Below are 14,888 nucleotides of genomic sequence, written 5' to 3'. Positions count from 1 at the left end.
GTGCGCCGCATGCTGCTCACCATGAAGGCGCTGACCGAGGGCGGCCGCGCCTTTTCCACCTATGTCGGGCAGCAGCTCGACCTGGCCAAGTACGCCGAGGACCAGGAAGAACGCAGCCAGGCCGAAGCCCTGGTGGCCCTGTTGACCCCGGTGGCCAAGGCCTTCTTCACCGATACCGGCCTGGAGAGCTGCGTGCTCGGCCAGCAGGTGTTCGGCGGCCACGGCTACATCCGCGAATGGGGCCAGGAGCAACTGGTGCGCGACGTACGCATCGCGCAGATCTACGAAGGCACCAACGGCATCCAGGCGCTCGACCTGATGGGCCGCAAGGTGGTCGCCAACGGCGGGCTGTTCCTCTCCATCTTCAGCCGCGAGGTGCGAGCCTTCGCCGCCGGCGCCAACGCCGAACTGGCGGAGTTCGTCACCCCGCTGCTGACCGCCCTGGACCTGCTGGACAACCTCACCCAGGGCATCGTCGCCCGCGCCGGCAACGACCCGCGCGAGATCGGCGCAGCCTCGGTGGAATACCTGCATCTGTTCGGCTATACCGCCTACGCCTACCTCTGGGCGCGCATGGCCGCCGCCGCGCTGCGCCAGCGCGAGGCCGACCCGGCGTTCCACGACGGCAAGCTGGCCACCGCGCGCTTCTACTTCGCCCGCATCCTGCCCCGCGTGCACTCCCTCGCCGCCGCCGTCGAAGCCGGCAGCGAAAGCCTGTACGGCCTGGAGGCGGAACAGTTCTGAAGCTTCCGTCGAGCGTTGTCGCGCGGCCCGTGGGCCGCGTGTTTTTTTCGGGACAGCATGCAGCGCGCTGTCCGCCGACAGCCCGCGATAACGGCGGATAACCGCGAAGCGGTTATTCGCCCTCCGACGCCCGGGAAGCCGGCCAGGCATTCTTGAAAAACGACGCAACCGCCGGTAATTCGCTAGACCAAGAACAAGGACATATCCATGCGAACCCTCACCACCCTCCTCGGCAACAGCCAGAAACTCGACGGCGGCGCCATGTTCGGCAATGCCCCGCGCGCGCTCTGGTCACGCTGGATGCAGCCCGATGCGGAGAACCGCATCGACCTCGGCTGCCGTGCCTTGCTGGTGCGCGACGGCGAGCGCAACGTACTGGTGGAGACCGGCATCGGCGCGTTCTTCCCGCCCGCCCTGCGCCAGCGCTACGGCGTCCAGGAAGAGCGCCACGTACTGCTCGACAGCCTCGCCGCGGTCGGCCTGGACGACGCCGACATCGACGTGGTGCTGCTCACCCACCTGCACTTCGACCACGCCGGCGGCCTGCTCGCCGCCTGGGAAGAAGGCCAGCCGGCGCGCCTGCTGTTCCCCAACGCGCATTTCGTCAGCGGCCGCCGCCACTGGCAGCGCGCGCGCCAGCCGCACCCGCGCGACCGCGCCTCGTTCGTGCCGGAACTGCTCGACCTGCTGCAGGCCAGCGGACGCCTGGAGCTGCTCGACGACGGCGAGCGCTCGGCGCATCTGGGCGAGGGCTGGCGTTTCCATTTCAGCGAAGGCCATACCCCGGGCCAGATGCTCCCGGAGATCGCCATGCCCGACGGCCCGGTGGTATTCAGCGGCGACCTGATCCCCGGCGCACCCTGGGTACACCTGCCGCTGACCATGGGCTACGACCGCTTCCCGGAAGGCCTGATCGAGGAAAAGGAACGCCTGCTGGACAGCCTCATCGCCCGCAACGGCCGACTGGTCTTCACCCATGATCCGTGCGTCGCCATGGGCCGGGTGCGACGCGACGAACAGGAGCGCTACAGCCTCTACGACACCCTCGAGCGGGTCGAGAACCTCGAGGCCTGAGCGAAAGGCGCGGCCCGCCCCGGCGGCGGGCCGCGGGAATCAGGAACGCGCCTTGCGCGCGCCCTTGCAGCGCTCGATGCCGAGCCGGCAGATCCGCTCGCAGAGTTCGGCGAAACCGATCCCGGCCGCCGCCGCGGCCTGCGGCAGCAGGCTGGTGGCGGTCATGCCCGGCAGGGTATTGACCTCCAGGCACCAGAGCCGGCCCTGTTCGTCGAGGCGGAAGTCGGTGCGGCTGTAGCCGCTCAGCTTCAGCGCCCGGTGTACCTTCAGCGCCAGACGCTGGGCCTCGGCGGCGATCGCCGGCGGCAGGTCGGCGGGAAACACCTCGCGCACCGCGCCGGCCTGGTACTTGTGCTCGTAGTCGAAGACCTCCTGGCCGCCGAGGAGAATCTCGCCCACCGGCAGCGCCTGGTCGTCGAGCACCCCGACGGTGACCTCGCGGCCGGCGACGAAGCGCTCCAGCATCACCTCGTCGCCATAGCGCCCGGCCAGCTCGATAGCCGGCTGCAATTCGGCCTGGGAATGCACGATGGACAGCCCCACGGTGGAGCCCTGGCTGTTCGGCTTGACCACCAGGGGGAAGCCCAGTTGCTCGCGCACCGCCTCTTCCGAGGCCGGCGCCATCAGCCAACTGGCGGTCTCCACCCCGGCGGCGAGGAACAGGCGCTTGGCCACGTCCTTGTCCATCGCCATGGCGCTGGCCAGGTGGCCGCTGCCGGTATAGGCGAAACCGCCGGCATCCAGCAGCGCCTGCAGGGTGCCGTCCTCGCCGGTGCCGCCGTGCAGGGCGAGGAAGAACACGTCGACCCCAGCCAGTTCGCCGGCGCTCAGCAGGCTCTGCTTGCCGCTGCGGATGATCGCCAGCGAGTCGGAGTCCGGCGGGACCTCCTTGACCTTGCTCGCCAGCAGGCGGCGCTCTTCCTCCGCGCCGAGCAGGCCGCTGGCGGTATCCACCGCCAGCACCTGGTGGCCGGCGCTGCGCAACGCCTGGATCACCTGCGCGCCGCTGGCGATGGAGACGTCCCGTTCCTCACTGCTGCCGCCGAAGAGAACGGCGACCTTCAACTTGTCCTGTCCCATGTTCCACCTGTCGTTCCAGTGCTGGAGGCAGAAAAGCACAACACAGGGGTAACTGAACAGAGACAGTCATCGTCGCGCGCAGCGAACGGCCTCCCTCAGCCGCGCAGTTCCTCGACCAGCGTGCGCAGCAGTTCGGCGGCCGGCAGCTCCCGCGCCAGCGCCGCGCCCTGGCCGGCCCACTGGGCGGCGAAATCATGGTTGCCGCGAGTCAGAGCGGCGGTCTGCAACGCTTTGGTCGCGTCGTAGACGAACGGATAGTCCGGCAAGGGCGGCACTCCAGGCGCGGCGGCATCGAAGAACATCCGGTTGGGCAGGCCGCGGGCGCTGCGCCCGGACATGGTCACGGTCAGCGCGGTGCGCGCCGCGCGCGGCCCCTTCAGCGCCTCGCGGTAGGCGGCGTTGGCCGAGGACTCCGGACAGAGGACGAAGGCGGTGCCCATCTGCACGGCGCTCGCGCCCAGCTCCAGGGCGGCGCGGATGCCCCGTCCGTCCATGATCCCGCCGGCAGCGACCACCGGTAGCGAACCGCGCGCCGCCAGCAGGCGGACCAGCGCCAGGGTGCCGATGGCGGCGTCGCCGCGCTCCGGCTCGAACACCCCGCGATGGCCACCGGCCTCGATGCCCTGGGCGACCACCGCATCGGCGCCGGCGGCCTCCACCAGAGCCGCTTCCTCCGGCGTGGTGGCACTGACCAGTACGCGGATGCCCGCCGCCTGCAACGCGCGAACCTGGTCGCGGGGCGGCGCGCCGAAATGGAAGCTGACCGCCGCCGGCCGCTCTTCCAGCAGCATCGGCAGCAGGGTCGGGTCTTCGAGGAAGCTCAGGTAGATGTTGTTCAGGCGCGCCGGCGGCTCGGCGCCGAACTCGGCGAACAGCGGCTTCAGGTAGTCCAGCCAGGCGCGCTCGCGGGCCGGGTCGGCCTGCCCCGGGCGGTGGCAGAACAGGTTGACGTTGAATGGCTTGTCGGTCAGCCCGCGCACCTCGCGGATCAGCGCCCGGCCTTTCTCGGCGGCGCTACCGGTGATGGCGATCGAACCGAGCCCGCCGGCGTTCGATACGGCGGCGGCCAGCGCCGGCGTGGAGACGCCGAGCATGGGTGCCTGGATGATCGGCTGCTGGATGCCGAGCAGGCGCGTGAAGCGGTCAGTCATGGCGATTCCCTCTCCCGGTCGGACGACACCGCGTCGGCCGACGCTTGACCAATATATCTTCATAAAAGAATATTTTTAACAAATCATTCTCATAAAGAGATAAATCGATGGACCTTTCCTCCCTCGAAATCTTCCGCGCGGTCGCCCACGAAGCCAGCGTCACCCGCGCCGCCCAGCAGTTGCAGCGAGCGCAGTCGAACGTCACCACGCGGATCCGCCAGCTCGAGGAGGACCTGGGCGTCGAACTGTTCCTGCGCGACGGCAAGCGCATGAGCCTGACCGAACGCGGCAGCGAATTCCTCGCCTATGCCGAGCAGTTGCTGGCTCTCGCCGACGAGGCGCGCCAGTCGATGCATCCCGCCGAGCCCGGCGGGCGCCTGCGCCTGGGCAGCATGGAAAGCACCGCGGCCAGCCGCCTGCCGGCGCTGCTGGCGAGCTATCACAAGGCCTGTCCGCGGGTCGCCCTGGAAGTCTCCACCGGCACCAGTCGCGCGTTGTTCGATGGGGTGCGGGCGCGGCGCCTGGATTGCGCGCTGGTGGCCGCCGGCCCGGGCTGGGCCGGCGAACTCGATGGCAGCGGCCTGCGCGGCGAGCCGCTGTTCCGCGAGGAACTGCTGATGATCCTGCCGGCCGAACACCCGCCGGTCCACGACGTCGCCGAGGTGCGCCTGCGCACCCTGGCCGGCTTCGCCCGTGGCTGCACCTACCGGCAACTGGCCGAGGACAGCCTGGGCACGCCGCTGACGGTGCAGGAAGTCGGCTCCTACCATGCGATCCTCGCCTGCGTCGCCGCCGGCGCCTGTGTCGGCGTGCTGCCGCGCTCGGTGCTGCAACTGCTCGGCACACCGCCGCTGCGCAGCCTGCCCCTTGCCGAAGTAGACACCTGGCTGGTCTGGCGCGAAGGCTACGCGACCGCCGCCTTCGAACGCTGGCGCGGCGTGCTGGGCCAGGCCGGCGGCTGAGCGGCCAGGGGCGAACCCAACGGCCTGGCTCCGGTCCAACCCCGAGCCATCAGAACAATAGCGAGCCAAGGAGTTGCCCATGAGAAGACTGCCCACCCTCTGCCTGCTGGCCCTCGCGCCGCTCACCGGCGTGGCGCCCCAGGCCCAGGCCGCCAGCCTCTACAACCTGCTGGTGGGGACCTATACCGAAGGCTCCAGCGAGGGCATCCAGGTCTACCGCTTCGACGGCGCCGACGGCTCGGTGAAAGGCCCGCTGCGCGTGGCCCATACCAGCAACCCCTCGTACCTGACCTTCGCCCCGGACCAACGCACTCTGTTCGTGGTCAACGAGAACGGACGGGGCGGCAAGGGCGATACCGTCGGTCGCGCCACGTCCTACCGTTTCGATCCGATCAGCGGCCGCCTGCAACAGATCAGCCAGGTCCAGACCCTCGGCGATCATCCGACCTACAGCAGCCTCAGCCACGACGGTCGCTACCTGTTCGTCGCCAACTACTCGGTACAGCCGGAAGGTTCGGTGGCGGTACTGCCGGTGCGCGCGGACGGCTCGCTGGCGCCGGTGGTGCAGGTGGAGTCGCACCAGGCCAGCAAGGTGCATCCGCGCCAGGTTTCCGGTCATGTGCACTCGGTGGTGTCCTCGCCCGACGGCCAGTACCTGTTCGCCCCCGACCTCGGCGCCGACAAGGTATTCGTCTACCGCTACGCCCCGGAACAGGCCGAACGTCCACTGCAGGCGGCCGATCCGGCATTCGTCCCGACCCCGCCCGGCAGCGGCCCGCGCCATCTGATCTTCAGCGCCGACGGGCGTTTCGCCTACCTGACCCTGGAACTGAGCGGCCAGGTGATGGTGTTCGCCCATGAGGGCAATGGCCGCCTGCGTCAGTTGCAGACCCACGACCTGGCGCCTGCCGGCTTCCAGGGCAAAGTCGGCGCCGGCGCCCTGCACCTGTCCGCCGACGGCCGCTTCCTCGGCGTGCTCAATCGCGGCGACGACAACCAACTGGTGACCTTCGCCGTCGACCCGGCCAGCGGCCAGTTGCGTTTCGTCGAACGGCGCTCGGTGGAAGGCACCGAGCCGCGCGAATTCGCCTTCTCGCCCGGCGGGCGCTTCGTCCTCGTGGCCAACCAGAATAGCGACCAGTTGCGGGTGTTCGCCCGCGATCCGCAGAGCGGCCAGGTGGGCAAGACGCTGCAAAGCGTCGAGGTGGGGTCGCCGAGCGATCTGCGCTTCGTGGCGGTGCCGTGACCTTGCCCTCGGCCATCCGCCGATACGCCGCTGGGCCGGCGGATCGGCGCTAAGCGGTCATCCGCACTACGGAGCCAGACCCGAAGCCCGCCCTGGCTCCAAGGCCCACAGGCATGGAGCTTCCGCCCACATATGGCAAGTCCTGCAGGGCGAATAACGCCAGGGGCGTTATCCGCCGCTGTCCCGGAGAACCGGCGGATAACCGCAAGCGGTTATTAGCCCTACGGAACCAGGATCCGCCACGTAGAGGTTTGCCATGCTTGCCCTCCAGACGATGGGGTAGCTAACTCGCCCCGGCAGGAGGTCGAATCGTCGCGCAGCGGGTCGAGCGACAGTGATGCCGCGAAGGCGTCTCGCTCCAGGGGGAACCGTCGCGACGGGTTGCCCGCAAGCTACACCCAGGCCCTCCCCCAATAGTCCCCGCGACCAATCGTCAGCCCCTCATCCCACCGTCCCGCGACACCAACGAATCCACCTGCAACCCACGCCCAGCAAGGCCTATAGCGCTAATCACAGACGCCCTTGACCTCAACTTAACTTGAGGTTTTATAGTCCCCGCTGCGGTCATACCGCCCCGTTTCCCCAGGACCACGAACCGCCCCCACGGCCGCTTCGCGGCGCCGGATGGCGACCAGCACAAGGAACGACCCATGCAGCGCTTCATCGATAACTCGCTCGAAAGCAACTGGCTCTGGCTGACCGCCCGGATCTGCCTGGCCCTGATGTTCGTCGCCTCGGGACTGGCGAAGCTGTTCGACTATCAGGCCAGCCTGGAGGAAATGCGCGCCGCCGGCCTGGAGCCGGCCTGGCTGTTCAACATCGCCACCGCCGTGACCCTGCTGGCCGGCTCCGCGCTGGTCCTGCTGGACCGCAAGCTATGGCTCGGCGCCGGGGCGCTGGCGGTGTTCCTGCTGCTGACCATCCTCATCGTCCACACCTTCTGGAGCAAGACCGGCGTCGAAGCCAAGCTGGCGATGTTCTTCGCCCTCGAACACATCGCGGTGATCGGCGGCCTGATCGCCACGGCCATCGCCAGCGCGCAACGCCAGCGGCTGCGCCAGGACGTCTCCGTGGCCGCCACCTACCAGAAGGCCTGAGGCGATCATGCAGAAACCCGTCCTGATCGCCAGTGCCGCGCTCATCTGCGCGGCGGTTATCGGCATCGCCGTCTACGCCACCGGCTCGGCGAAGAAAGACGCCGGCGGTTTCGCCGGCTACCCGCCGGTAAAGGTCGCCCTCGCCTCGGTGGAGCGGCGGGTGGTACCGCGCGTCTTCGATGGCGTCGGCGAGCTGGAGGCCGGTCGCCAGGTCCAGGTGGCCGCCGAAGCGGCAGGACGGATCACCCGCATCGCCTTCGAATCGGGCCAGCAGGTGCAGCAAGGGCAGTTGCTGGTGCAACTCAACGACGCGGTGGAACAGGCCGAGCTGATCCGTCTCAAGGCGCAGTTGCGCAATGCCGAGATCCTCCATGCCCGTGCGCGCAAGCTGGTAGAGCGCAACGTCGCCTCGCAGGAACAGCTGGACAACGCCGTCGCCGCCCGCGACATGGCGCTCGGCGCGGTGCGCCAGACCCAGGCGCTGATCGACCAGAAGGCGATCAGCGCGCCCTTCTCCGGCCAGCTCGGCATCCGCCGCGTGCACCTCGGCCAGTACCTCGGCGTCGCCGAGCCGGTGGCCAGCCTGGTGGATGCGCGGACCCTGAAAAGCAATTTCTCCCTGGACGAAAGCACCAGTCCCGAGCTGAAGCTCGGCCAGCCCCTCGAGGTCCTGGTCGACGCCTATCCGGGGCGCAGCTTCCCGGCGCGCATCAGCGCCATCGACCCGCTGATCGGCAAGTCGCGCACGGTGCAGGTCCAGGCCTTGCTGGACAACCCCGAAGGCCTGCTCGCCGCCGGCATGTTCGCCAGCATCCGGGTCTCGCGCAAAGCCGACGCGCCGTCGCTGAGCGTGCCGGAAACCGCAGTCACCTACACCGCCTACGGCGACACCGTGTTCGTCGCCCACCAGGACGGCGACCGGCCGCTCAGCGCCAAGCGCGTCTCGGTGCGGATCGGCGAGCGCTGGGACGGTCGCGTGGAAATCCTCCAGGGCCTCGCCGAGGGCGACCGGGTAGTGACTTCCGGGCAGATCAACCTGAGCGACGGGATGGCCGTGGAACCGGTCAAGGAAGACACCCTGAGCAGCGCCGCGCCCCCCGTGCCGGTCGCAGGCCGCTGAAGGAACCCCGCGATGACCTTTACCGACCTGTTCGTCCGCCGGCCGGTGCTGGCGCTGGTGGTCAGCACGCTGATCCTGCTGCTCGGCCTGTTCTCCCTGGGCAAGCTGCCGATCCGCCAGTACCCGCTGCTGGAAAGCTCGACCATCACCGTCACCACCGAGTACCCCGGCGCCTCCGCCGATCTCATGCAAGGCTTCGTCACCCAGCCGATCGCCCAGGCGGTGTCGTCGGTGGAGGGCATCGACTACCTTTCCTCGACCTCGGTGCAGGGGCGTAGCGTGGTGACCATCCGCATGCTGCTCAACCGCGATTCGACCCAGGCGATGACCGAGACCATGGCCAAGGTCAACTCGGTGCGCTACAAGCTGCCCGAGCGTGCCTACGACTCGGTGATCGAACGCTCTTCCGGCGAGACCACCGCGGTGGCCTACGTCGGCTTTTCCAGCAAGACCCTGCCGATCCCGGCGTTGACCGACTACCTGTCGCGGGTGGTCGAGCCGATGTTCTCTTCCATCGACGGCGTGGCCAAGGTCCAGACCTTTGGCGGCCAGCGCCTGGCCATGCGCCTCTGGCTCGACGCCGACCGCCTCGCCGGGCGCGGCCTGACCGCCTCCGACGTGGCCGAGGCGATCCGCCGCAACAACTACCAGGCGGCGCCGGGGATGGTGAAGGGGCAGTACGTGCTGTCCAACGTGCGGGTCAACACCGACCTGACCAACGTCGACGACTTCCGCGAGATGGTCATCCGCAACGATGGCAACGGCCTGGTGCGCCTGCGCGACGTCGGTACCGTCGAACTGGGCGCCGCGGCCACCGAGACCAGCGCACTGATGGACGGCGACCCGGCGGTGCACCTGGGGTTGTTCCCGACGCCCACCGGCAACCCGCTGGTGATCGTCGACGGCATCCGCAAGCTGCTGCCGGAGATCCAGAAGACCCTGCCGCCGGATGTCCGCGTCGACCTCGCCTACGAGACTTCGCGCTTCATCCAGGCCTCCATCGACGAGGTGGTGCGGACCCTGGTGGAAGCGCTGCTGATCGTGGTGCTGGTGATCTACCTCTGCCTCGGCTCGCTGCGCAGCGTGCTGATCCCGGTGGCGACCATTCCCCTGTCGATGCTCGGCGCCGCCGCGCTGATGCTGGCCTTCGGCTTCAGCGTCAACCTGCTGACCCTGCTGGCGATGGTGCTGGCCATCGGGCTGGTGGTGGACGACGCCATCGTGGTGGTGGAGAACGTCCACCGCCACATCGAGGAAGGCAAGTCGCCGGTGGCGGCGGCGCTGATCGGCGCCCGCGAAGTGGCCGGCCCGGTGATCGCCATGACCATCACCCTGGCCGCCGTGTACACCCCCATCGGCCTGATGGGCGGCCTCACCGGCGCACTGTTCCGCGAGTTCGCCCTGACCCTGGCGGGCGCGGTGATCGTGTCCGGGGTGGTGGCGCTGACCCTGTCGCCGGTGATGAGTTCGCTGCTGCTCCAGGCGCACCAGAACGAGGGGCGCATGGGCCGCGCCGCCGAGTGGTTCTTCGGCGGCCTGACGCGGCGCTACGGGCAGGTCCTGGAGTTCTCCCTGGGCCACCGCTGGCTGACCGGCGGCCTGGCCTTGCTGGTGTGCATCAGCCTGCCGCTGCTGTATTCGATGCCCAAGCGCGAACTGGCGCCGACCGAGGACCAAGCCGCGGTGCTCACCGCGATCAAGGCGCCGCAGCACGCCAACCTCGACTACGTCGAACTGTTCGCGCGCAAGCTCGACCAGGTCTACACCAGCATCCCGGAAACCGTGAGCACCTGGATCATCAACGGCACCGACGGCCCGGCGGCGAGCTTCGGCGGGATCAACCTGGCGGCCTGGGAAAAACGCGAGCGCGACGCCTCGGCGATCCAGTCCGAGCTGCAAGGCAAGGTCGGCGACGTCGAGGGCAGCAGCATCTTCGCCTTCCAGTTGGCCGCCCTGCCCGGCTCCACCGGCGGCCTGCCGGTGCAGATGGTGCTGCGCAGCCCGCAGGACTATCCGGTGCTCTACCGGACCATGGAAGAGATCAAGCAGAAGGCCCGGCAGAGCGGGCTGTTCGTGGTGGTCGACAGCGACCTCGACTACAACAACCCGGTGGTCCAGGTCCGCATCGACCGCGCCAAGGCCAACAGCCTGGGCATCCGCATGCAGGACATCGGCGAGTCGCTGGCGGTGCTGGTGGGCGAGAACTACGTCAACCGCTTCGGCATGGAAGGCCGCTCCTACGACGTGATCCCGCAGAGCCTGCGCGACCAGCGTTTCACTCCGCAAGCGCTGGCACGACAGTTCGTGCGCACCCAGGACGGCAACCTGGTGCCGCTGTCGACGGTGGTCCGGGTGGAGCTTCAGGTCGAACCGAACAAGCTGATCCAGTTCGACCAGCAGAACGCCGCGACCCTCCAGGCGATCCCCGCGCCCGGCGTCTCCATGGGCCAGGCGGTGGCCTTCCTCGACGACGTGGCGCGCGGCCTGCCGGCCGGCTTCAGCCACGACTGGCAATCCGACTCGCGGCAATACACCCAGGAAGGCAACACCCTGGTGTTCGCCTTCCTCGCCGCCCTGGTGGTGATCTACCTGGTGCTCGCCGCGCAGTACGAGAGCCTGGCCGACCCGCTGATCATCCTGATCACCGTGCCGCTGTCGATCTGCGGCGCGCTGCTGCCGCTGGCGCTGGGCTACGCGACGATGAACATCTATACGCAGATCGGCCTGGTCACCCTGATCGGCCTGATCAGCAAGCACGGCATCCTCATGGTCGAGTTCGCCAACGAACTGCAACTCCACGAGCGCCTCGACCGCCGCGCGGCGATCCTGCGCGCCGCACAGATCCGCCTGCGGCCGGTGCTGATGACCACCGCGGCAATGGTCTTCGGCCTGGTGCCGCTGCTCTTCGCCAGCGGCGCCGGCGCCGCCAGCCGCTTCGGCCTGGGCGTGGTGATCGTCTCCGGGATGCTGGTCGGCACCCTCTTCACCCTGTTCGTGCTGCCCACCGTCTATACCCTGCTGGCGCGCAACCACGCGGAAGTCGACAAGAGCCCGCGCAGCCGGCAACTGGCCGAGGCCGATCTGCTGGTGAACAAGGCATGAAGCGCTCCTACCCGAACCTTTCGCGCCTGGCGCTGGCCCTGGCGGTCGGCACCGGCCTGGCCGCCTGCAGCGTCGGCCCCGACTACCAGCGTCCGCAGTCGCCGCCGCCACGCGTCGCCAGCGAGCACCTCGACGAGTTCTCCGGCGAGCGGCGGGAAGCGCCCTGGTGGAGCTTCTTCGACGATCCGCAACTGGTGCGCCTGGTCGACCAGGCGCTGGCGCGCAACCACGACATCCGCGAGGCCCGCGCCAACCTGCGCAGCGCCCGCGCGCTGTTCGACGACCGCTGGCTCGACCAGTTGCCGCAGGTCACCAGCCAGGCCGGCTACAGCCGCAGCATCGAACAACAGCTGGACTACGACGGCGAGCCGCGCCGGCGCCTGGCGGAGAGCTACCGCGCCGGCTTCGACGCGCAGTGGGAAATCGACCTGTTCGGCCGCCTCGGCCGACTTTCCGACGCCGCCCTGGCCCGCGCCGAAGCGGCCGACGCCGACCTCCGGCTGGTACGCCTGAGCATCGCCGCCGACACCGCCCGCGCCTACTTCGAGATCCAGGGCTACCAGCGCCGGCTGGACGTGGCGCGCGCCCAGGTGCGCAGTTGGCGCGACACCCTGGAGCTGACCCGCAGCAGCCTGCAACTGGGCAGCGGCCTGCCGGAGGACGTGGAGAACGCCCAGGCCAACCTGCTGCGCAGCGAAGCGGCGATTCCGCCACTGACGACCGCGCTGGAGAGCGCCCGCTATCGCCTCGACGTGCTGCGCGGCGAGGCACCGGGCAGCGGCGCGCCGATCCTCGACGGTGGCGGCGCCGCGCCATTGGCGAAGAACCTGCCGCTGGGCGACGTCGACCGCCTGATCCTCCAGCGCCCCGACGTAGTTAGCGCCGAGCGGCAACTGGCAGCGAGCACCGAAGACGTCGGCGCGGCCACCGCCGAACTCTATCCGCGCCTCGACCTGGGCGGCTTCATCGGTTTCTTCGCCCTGCGCAGCGGCGACCTCGGCAGCGCCTCGCGCGCCTTCGAACTGGCGCCCAGCGTCAGTTGGCCGGCGTTCCGCCTGGGCAACGTGCGGGCCCGCCTGCGCGCCGTCGAGGCGCAGTCCGACGCCGCGCTGGCGCGCTACCAGCGCTCCCTGCTGCTGGCCCAGGAGGACGTCGGCAACGCGCTCAACCAACTGGCCGAACACCAGCGTCGGCTGGTCGCCCTGTTCCAGTCCGCGACCCATGGCGCGAACGCCCTGGAGATCGCCAACGAACGCTACCGCGCCGGCGCCGGCAGCTACCTGGCGGTGCTGGAGAACCAGCGCGCGCTGTACCAGATCCGCGAGGAACTGGCGCAGGCGGAGACCGCCTCGTTCGTCAACGTCATCGCCCTCTACAAGGCGCTCGGCTGGGGCAGCGGCGACCTGGCGCCGGGCGCCGGCCAACTGGCCGCCGGCGAAACCGCCGGGGCCAGCCGTTGAGAGTTCCGGTTCAGGCCCTGGCAGCGACGATCATGCGGGTTTCCATCGGCAGGTCGACGATCCGCTCCACCGCGAAGCCGCCGCGCCCGAGCAGGTCGACCACCTCCTCGGTGGTGCGGTGGCGGCCAGCGCAGGCCATGAACAGGTGCACGTCCCAGAGCACCGACATCGGCGACGGCTCGCTGGCCGAGATGGTCCGCTCGATCACCACCACCCGGCCGTCGCCGGCCATCGCCTCGCGGCAATTGCCGAGCAACCTCAGGCTGGCGGCTTCGTCCAGATCGCCGATGATCCGCGACAGCAGGTAGATATCGCCGTTGGACGGCACCTCTTGCAGCATGTCGCCGCCCACCAGGCTGACGCGCTCCCCTGCCAACAGGCTGGAGAGGTTGTCGCGGGCCACGCCGAGGGAACCCTCGCGATCGAGCATCACGCCCCGGGCGCTGGGCTCGGCCTGCAGGATGGCCTTGGTCAATTCGCCGGAACCGCCACCGACGTCGACGAAGCTACGCCCGCGGAAATCCAGGAGCCTGGGGATCTCGTGGAAGGCCAGGTTGCTCGCCTTCATCGCCAGCAGGAAGCGCCGGCCGGCATCCGGGCAGCGCTTCAGGTAGCTGTAGAAGTCTTCGCCGAACGCCAGTTCGAAGCCTGGGGTACCGCTGAGCAGCGCCTCGCAGGCGGGCGTCCAGGCGGCGTGGAACTCCTCGCCGTAGAACAGCACCATGTCGCGGAAGGAGCCCTCGACATCCCTCAGCAGGTGGCTGGTGGGGGTATTAGCGTAGCCGTCGCGGGTATCGCCCTGGAAGATCTCGAAGGCCACCAGCAGGCGCATCAGTCGATGGATGCGCTCGGCATCGGAACCGACCGCGGCGGCCAGCGTCTCGTCGCTGTCGATCCCGCTCTCGATCAGATCGGCCAGCCCGAGGCGCGTAGCGACGTAGACGCAACGGGACTTCCATTCCCCGGTAACAACTTGTATCAAATTACGCGCAGCAGCAAGATTCGAATTATTCATCTTTTATTCTCTCTCGTTACACATTTCCGTAACCCGAGAAGTACCCAAGCGCTCTATTTCGCACTTCTTGCCCGTTCGGCGAGAAATACCGCAGAACACCCCGGTTCATTCGGAACTTTGAGAAAAATGCGCTCATCCCCCGGATCAGCGCTCCCTGGATCTCGTTGCGGAAACAACCCTGGAACTTTCCAACTGCCTGTTCCAGAGCCTTTTCCTGCGTACCGAAAGAATAAAATTACAACTTGGCTACAACCTCCGGCATTGCAGGAAGCATCAGCTTAGCAATCCCGCATACCCTGTCTGGCACCTACCAGATCTTGTAGTTGAGCCGGTACGAGCGTTCTGTGTTTTATGCAATCCACATCAGCGACCAGGGATGCTGGCTATTTGAAACACTTCACGGAATGACGCTGAAAGTCTTCGCGACCTCGTCTGTCGCACCTTAACGAAAGCATTGCGAATCCATTACCGACAGGTTTCCAAAAGAAACCCGGGATGAAACTCCTATTGCCTTTCGAAAATTGGAAACGACAGGCGAACATATGTAACGCGAAATTTCATCCTACGTATGAACAATGCGCCCAGCGAATATCGCTCCCTTACCGAGCGACGAACTCCTGCGCGCCAGCGAATAACCGATGCCGCGAGGGAAAAGTTTCTCCGGCATACCTGGAGAGCCCTCTCGGAGGCGGCGCATGAACGGTCAGCGGTACAGGGAAACACCCCTCGACATCGAGCGTCTGCGGCGCCTGAATCGCGCCACGGTGGAGCGCTACATGGCCATGAAGGGGGCCGAACGGTTACAGCGGCACAGCCTGTTCGTCGAGGACGGCTGCG

Annotated in this window: 11 protein-coding genes and 1 pseudogene; 9 read left to right on the top strand and 3 right to left on the bottom strand. The window is 68.2% G+C overall.

Annotated elements, in window-relative coordinates:
* A partial coding sequence (locus HMPREF2581_RS33685; RefSeq protein WP_256565216.1) for an acyl-CoA dehydrogenase C-terminal domain-containing protein occupies positions 1 to 744 on the top strand: 744 nt, incomplete at its 5' end.
* Between the two features lie 207 nt (positions 745 to 951).
* Entirely contained in the window at positions 952 to 1,818 is an 867-nt protein-coding gene (locus tag HMPREF2581_RS28220; protein ID WP_003093600.1) for an MBL fold metallo-hydrolase, read from the top strand.
* Between the two features lie 39 nt (positions 1,819 to 1,857).
* On the opposite strand, the gene HMPREF2581_RS28215 is transcribed toward HMPREF2581_RS28220, so the two are convergent.
* Complete coding sequence (locus tag HMPREF2581_RS28215; protein ID WP_003093601.1) at positions 1,858 to 2,898, bottom strand: D-alanine--D-alanine ligase; 1,041 nt, start codon at positions 2,896 to 2,898, stop codon at positions 1,858 to 1,860.
* Between the two features lie 95 nt (positions 2,899 to 2,993).
* Positions 2,994 to 4,049: a nitronate monooxygenase gene (gene nmoA / locus HMPREF2581_RS28210; protein ID WP_003137501.1), complete on the bottom strand. Its 1,056-nt coding sequence runs from the start codon at positions 4,047 to 4,049 to the stop codon at positions 2,994 to 2,996.
* Between the two features lie 107 nt (positions 4,050 to 4,156).
* Between nmoA and nmoR the strand changes: the two genes are divergently transcribed.
* The 6 genes from nmoR to opmD all read left to right on the top strand — a co-directional run bounded on the left by nmoR (position 4,157) and on the right by opmD (position 13,036).
* The gene (gene nmoR / locus HMPREF2581_RS28205; protein WP_003137500.1) at positions 4,157 to 5,011 is read left to right on the top strand and encodes a LysR family transcriptional regulator NmoR; all 855 of its coding nucleotides are present in this window, start codon (positions 4,157 to 4,159) and stop codon (positions 5,009 to 5,011) included.
* Positions 5,012 to 5,090: 79 nt separating this feature from the next.
* Entirely contained in the window at positions 5,091 to 6,257 is a 1,167-nt protein-coding gene (ppgL, locus tag HMPREF2581_RS28200; RefSeq protein ID WP_003093604.1) for a gluconolactonase PpgL, read from the top strand.
* Positions 6,258 to 6,907: 650 nt separating this feature from the next.
* Positions 6,908 to 7,354 (top strand): multidrug efflux RND transporter inhibitory subunit MexG, encoded by a 447-nt coding sequence (gene mexG, locus HMPREF2581_RS28195; protein ID WP_003093607.1) that lies wholly within the window; start codon positions 6,908 to 6,910, stop codon positions 7,352 to 7,354.
* Between the two features lie 7 nt (positions 7,355 to 7,361).
* Positions 7,362 to 8,474: a multidrug efflux RND transporter periplasmic adaptor MexH gene (gene mexH / locus HMPREF2581_RS28190; protein WP_003137499.1), complete on the top strand. Its 1,113-nt coding sequence runs from the start codon at positions 7,362 to 7,364 to the stop codon at positions 8,472 to 8,474.
* Between the two features lie 12 nt (positions 8,475 to 8,486).
* A complete protein-coding gene (gene mexI, locus HMPREF2581_RS28185) occupies positions 8,487 to 11,576 on the top strand; it encodes a multidrug efflux RND transporter permease MexI (protein WP_003093610.1) in 3,090 nt (1,029 codons plus the stop codon).
* Positions 11,573 to 13,036, top strand: coding sequence for a multidrug efflux transporter outer membrane subunit OpmD (gene opmD / locus HMPREF2581_RS28180; RefSeq protein WP_003137498.1), 1,464 nt, complete (start codon positions 11,573 to 11,575; stop codon positions 13,034 to 13,036). The genes mexI and opmD overlap by 4 nt, the downstream gene beginning before the upstream one ends.
* Positions 13,037 to 13,046: 10 nt before the next feature.
* Here opmD and phzM read toward each other — a convergent pair whose 3' ends face one another.
* The gene (phzM, locus tag HMPREF2581_RS28175; RefSeq protein WP_003093617.1) at positions 13,047 to 14,051 is read right to left on the bottom strand and encodes a phenazine-1-carboxylate N-methyltransferase PhzM; all 1,005 of its coding nucleotides are present in this window, start codon (positions 14,049 to 14,051) and stop codon (positions 13,047 to 13,049) included.
* A gap of 695 nt (positions 14,052 to 14,746) precedes the next feature.
* On the opposite strand from phzM, the pseudogene phzA reads away from it, so the two are divergent.
* A pseudogene (phzA, locus tag HMPREF2581_RS28170) lies at positions 14,747 to 14,888 on the top strand (phenazine biosynthesis protein PhzA); the annotation flags it as partial.

The organism is Pseudomonas sp. HMSC057H01 (assembly GCF_001836405.1).
In the GTDB taxonomy this organism is placed as follows: Bacteria; Pseudomonadota; Gammaproteobacteria; order Pseudomonadales; family Pseudomonadaceae; genus Pseudomonas; species Pseudomonas aeruginosa.
The sequence above is the reverse complement of the archived record's forward strand: the minus strand, read 5'-3'. Positions and strand labels throughout refer to the sequence as shown.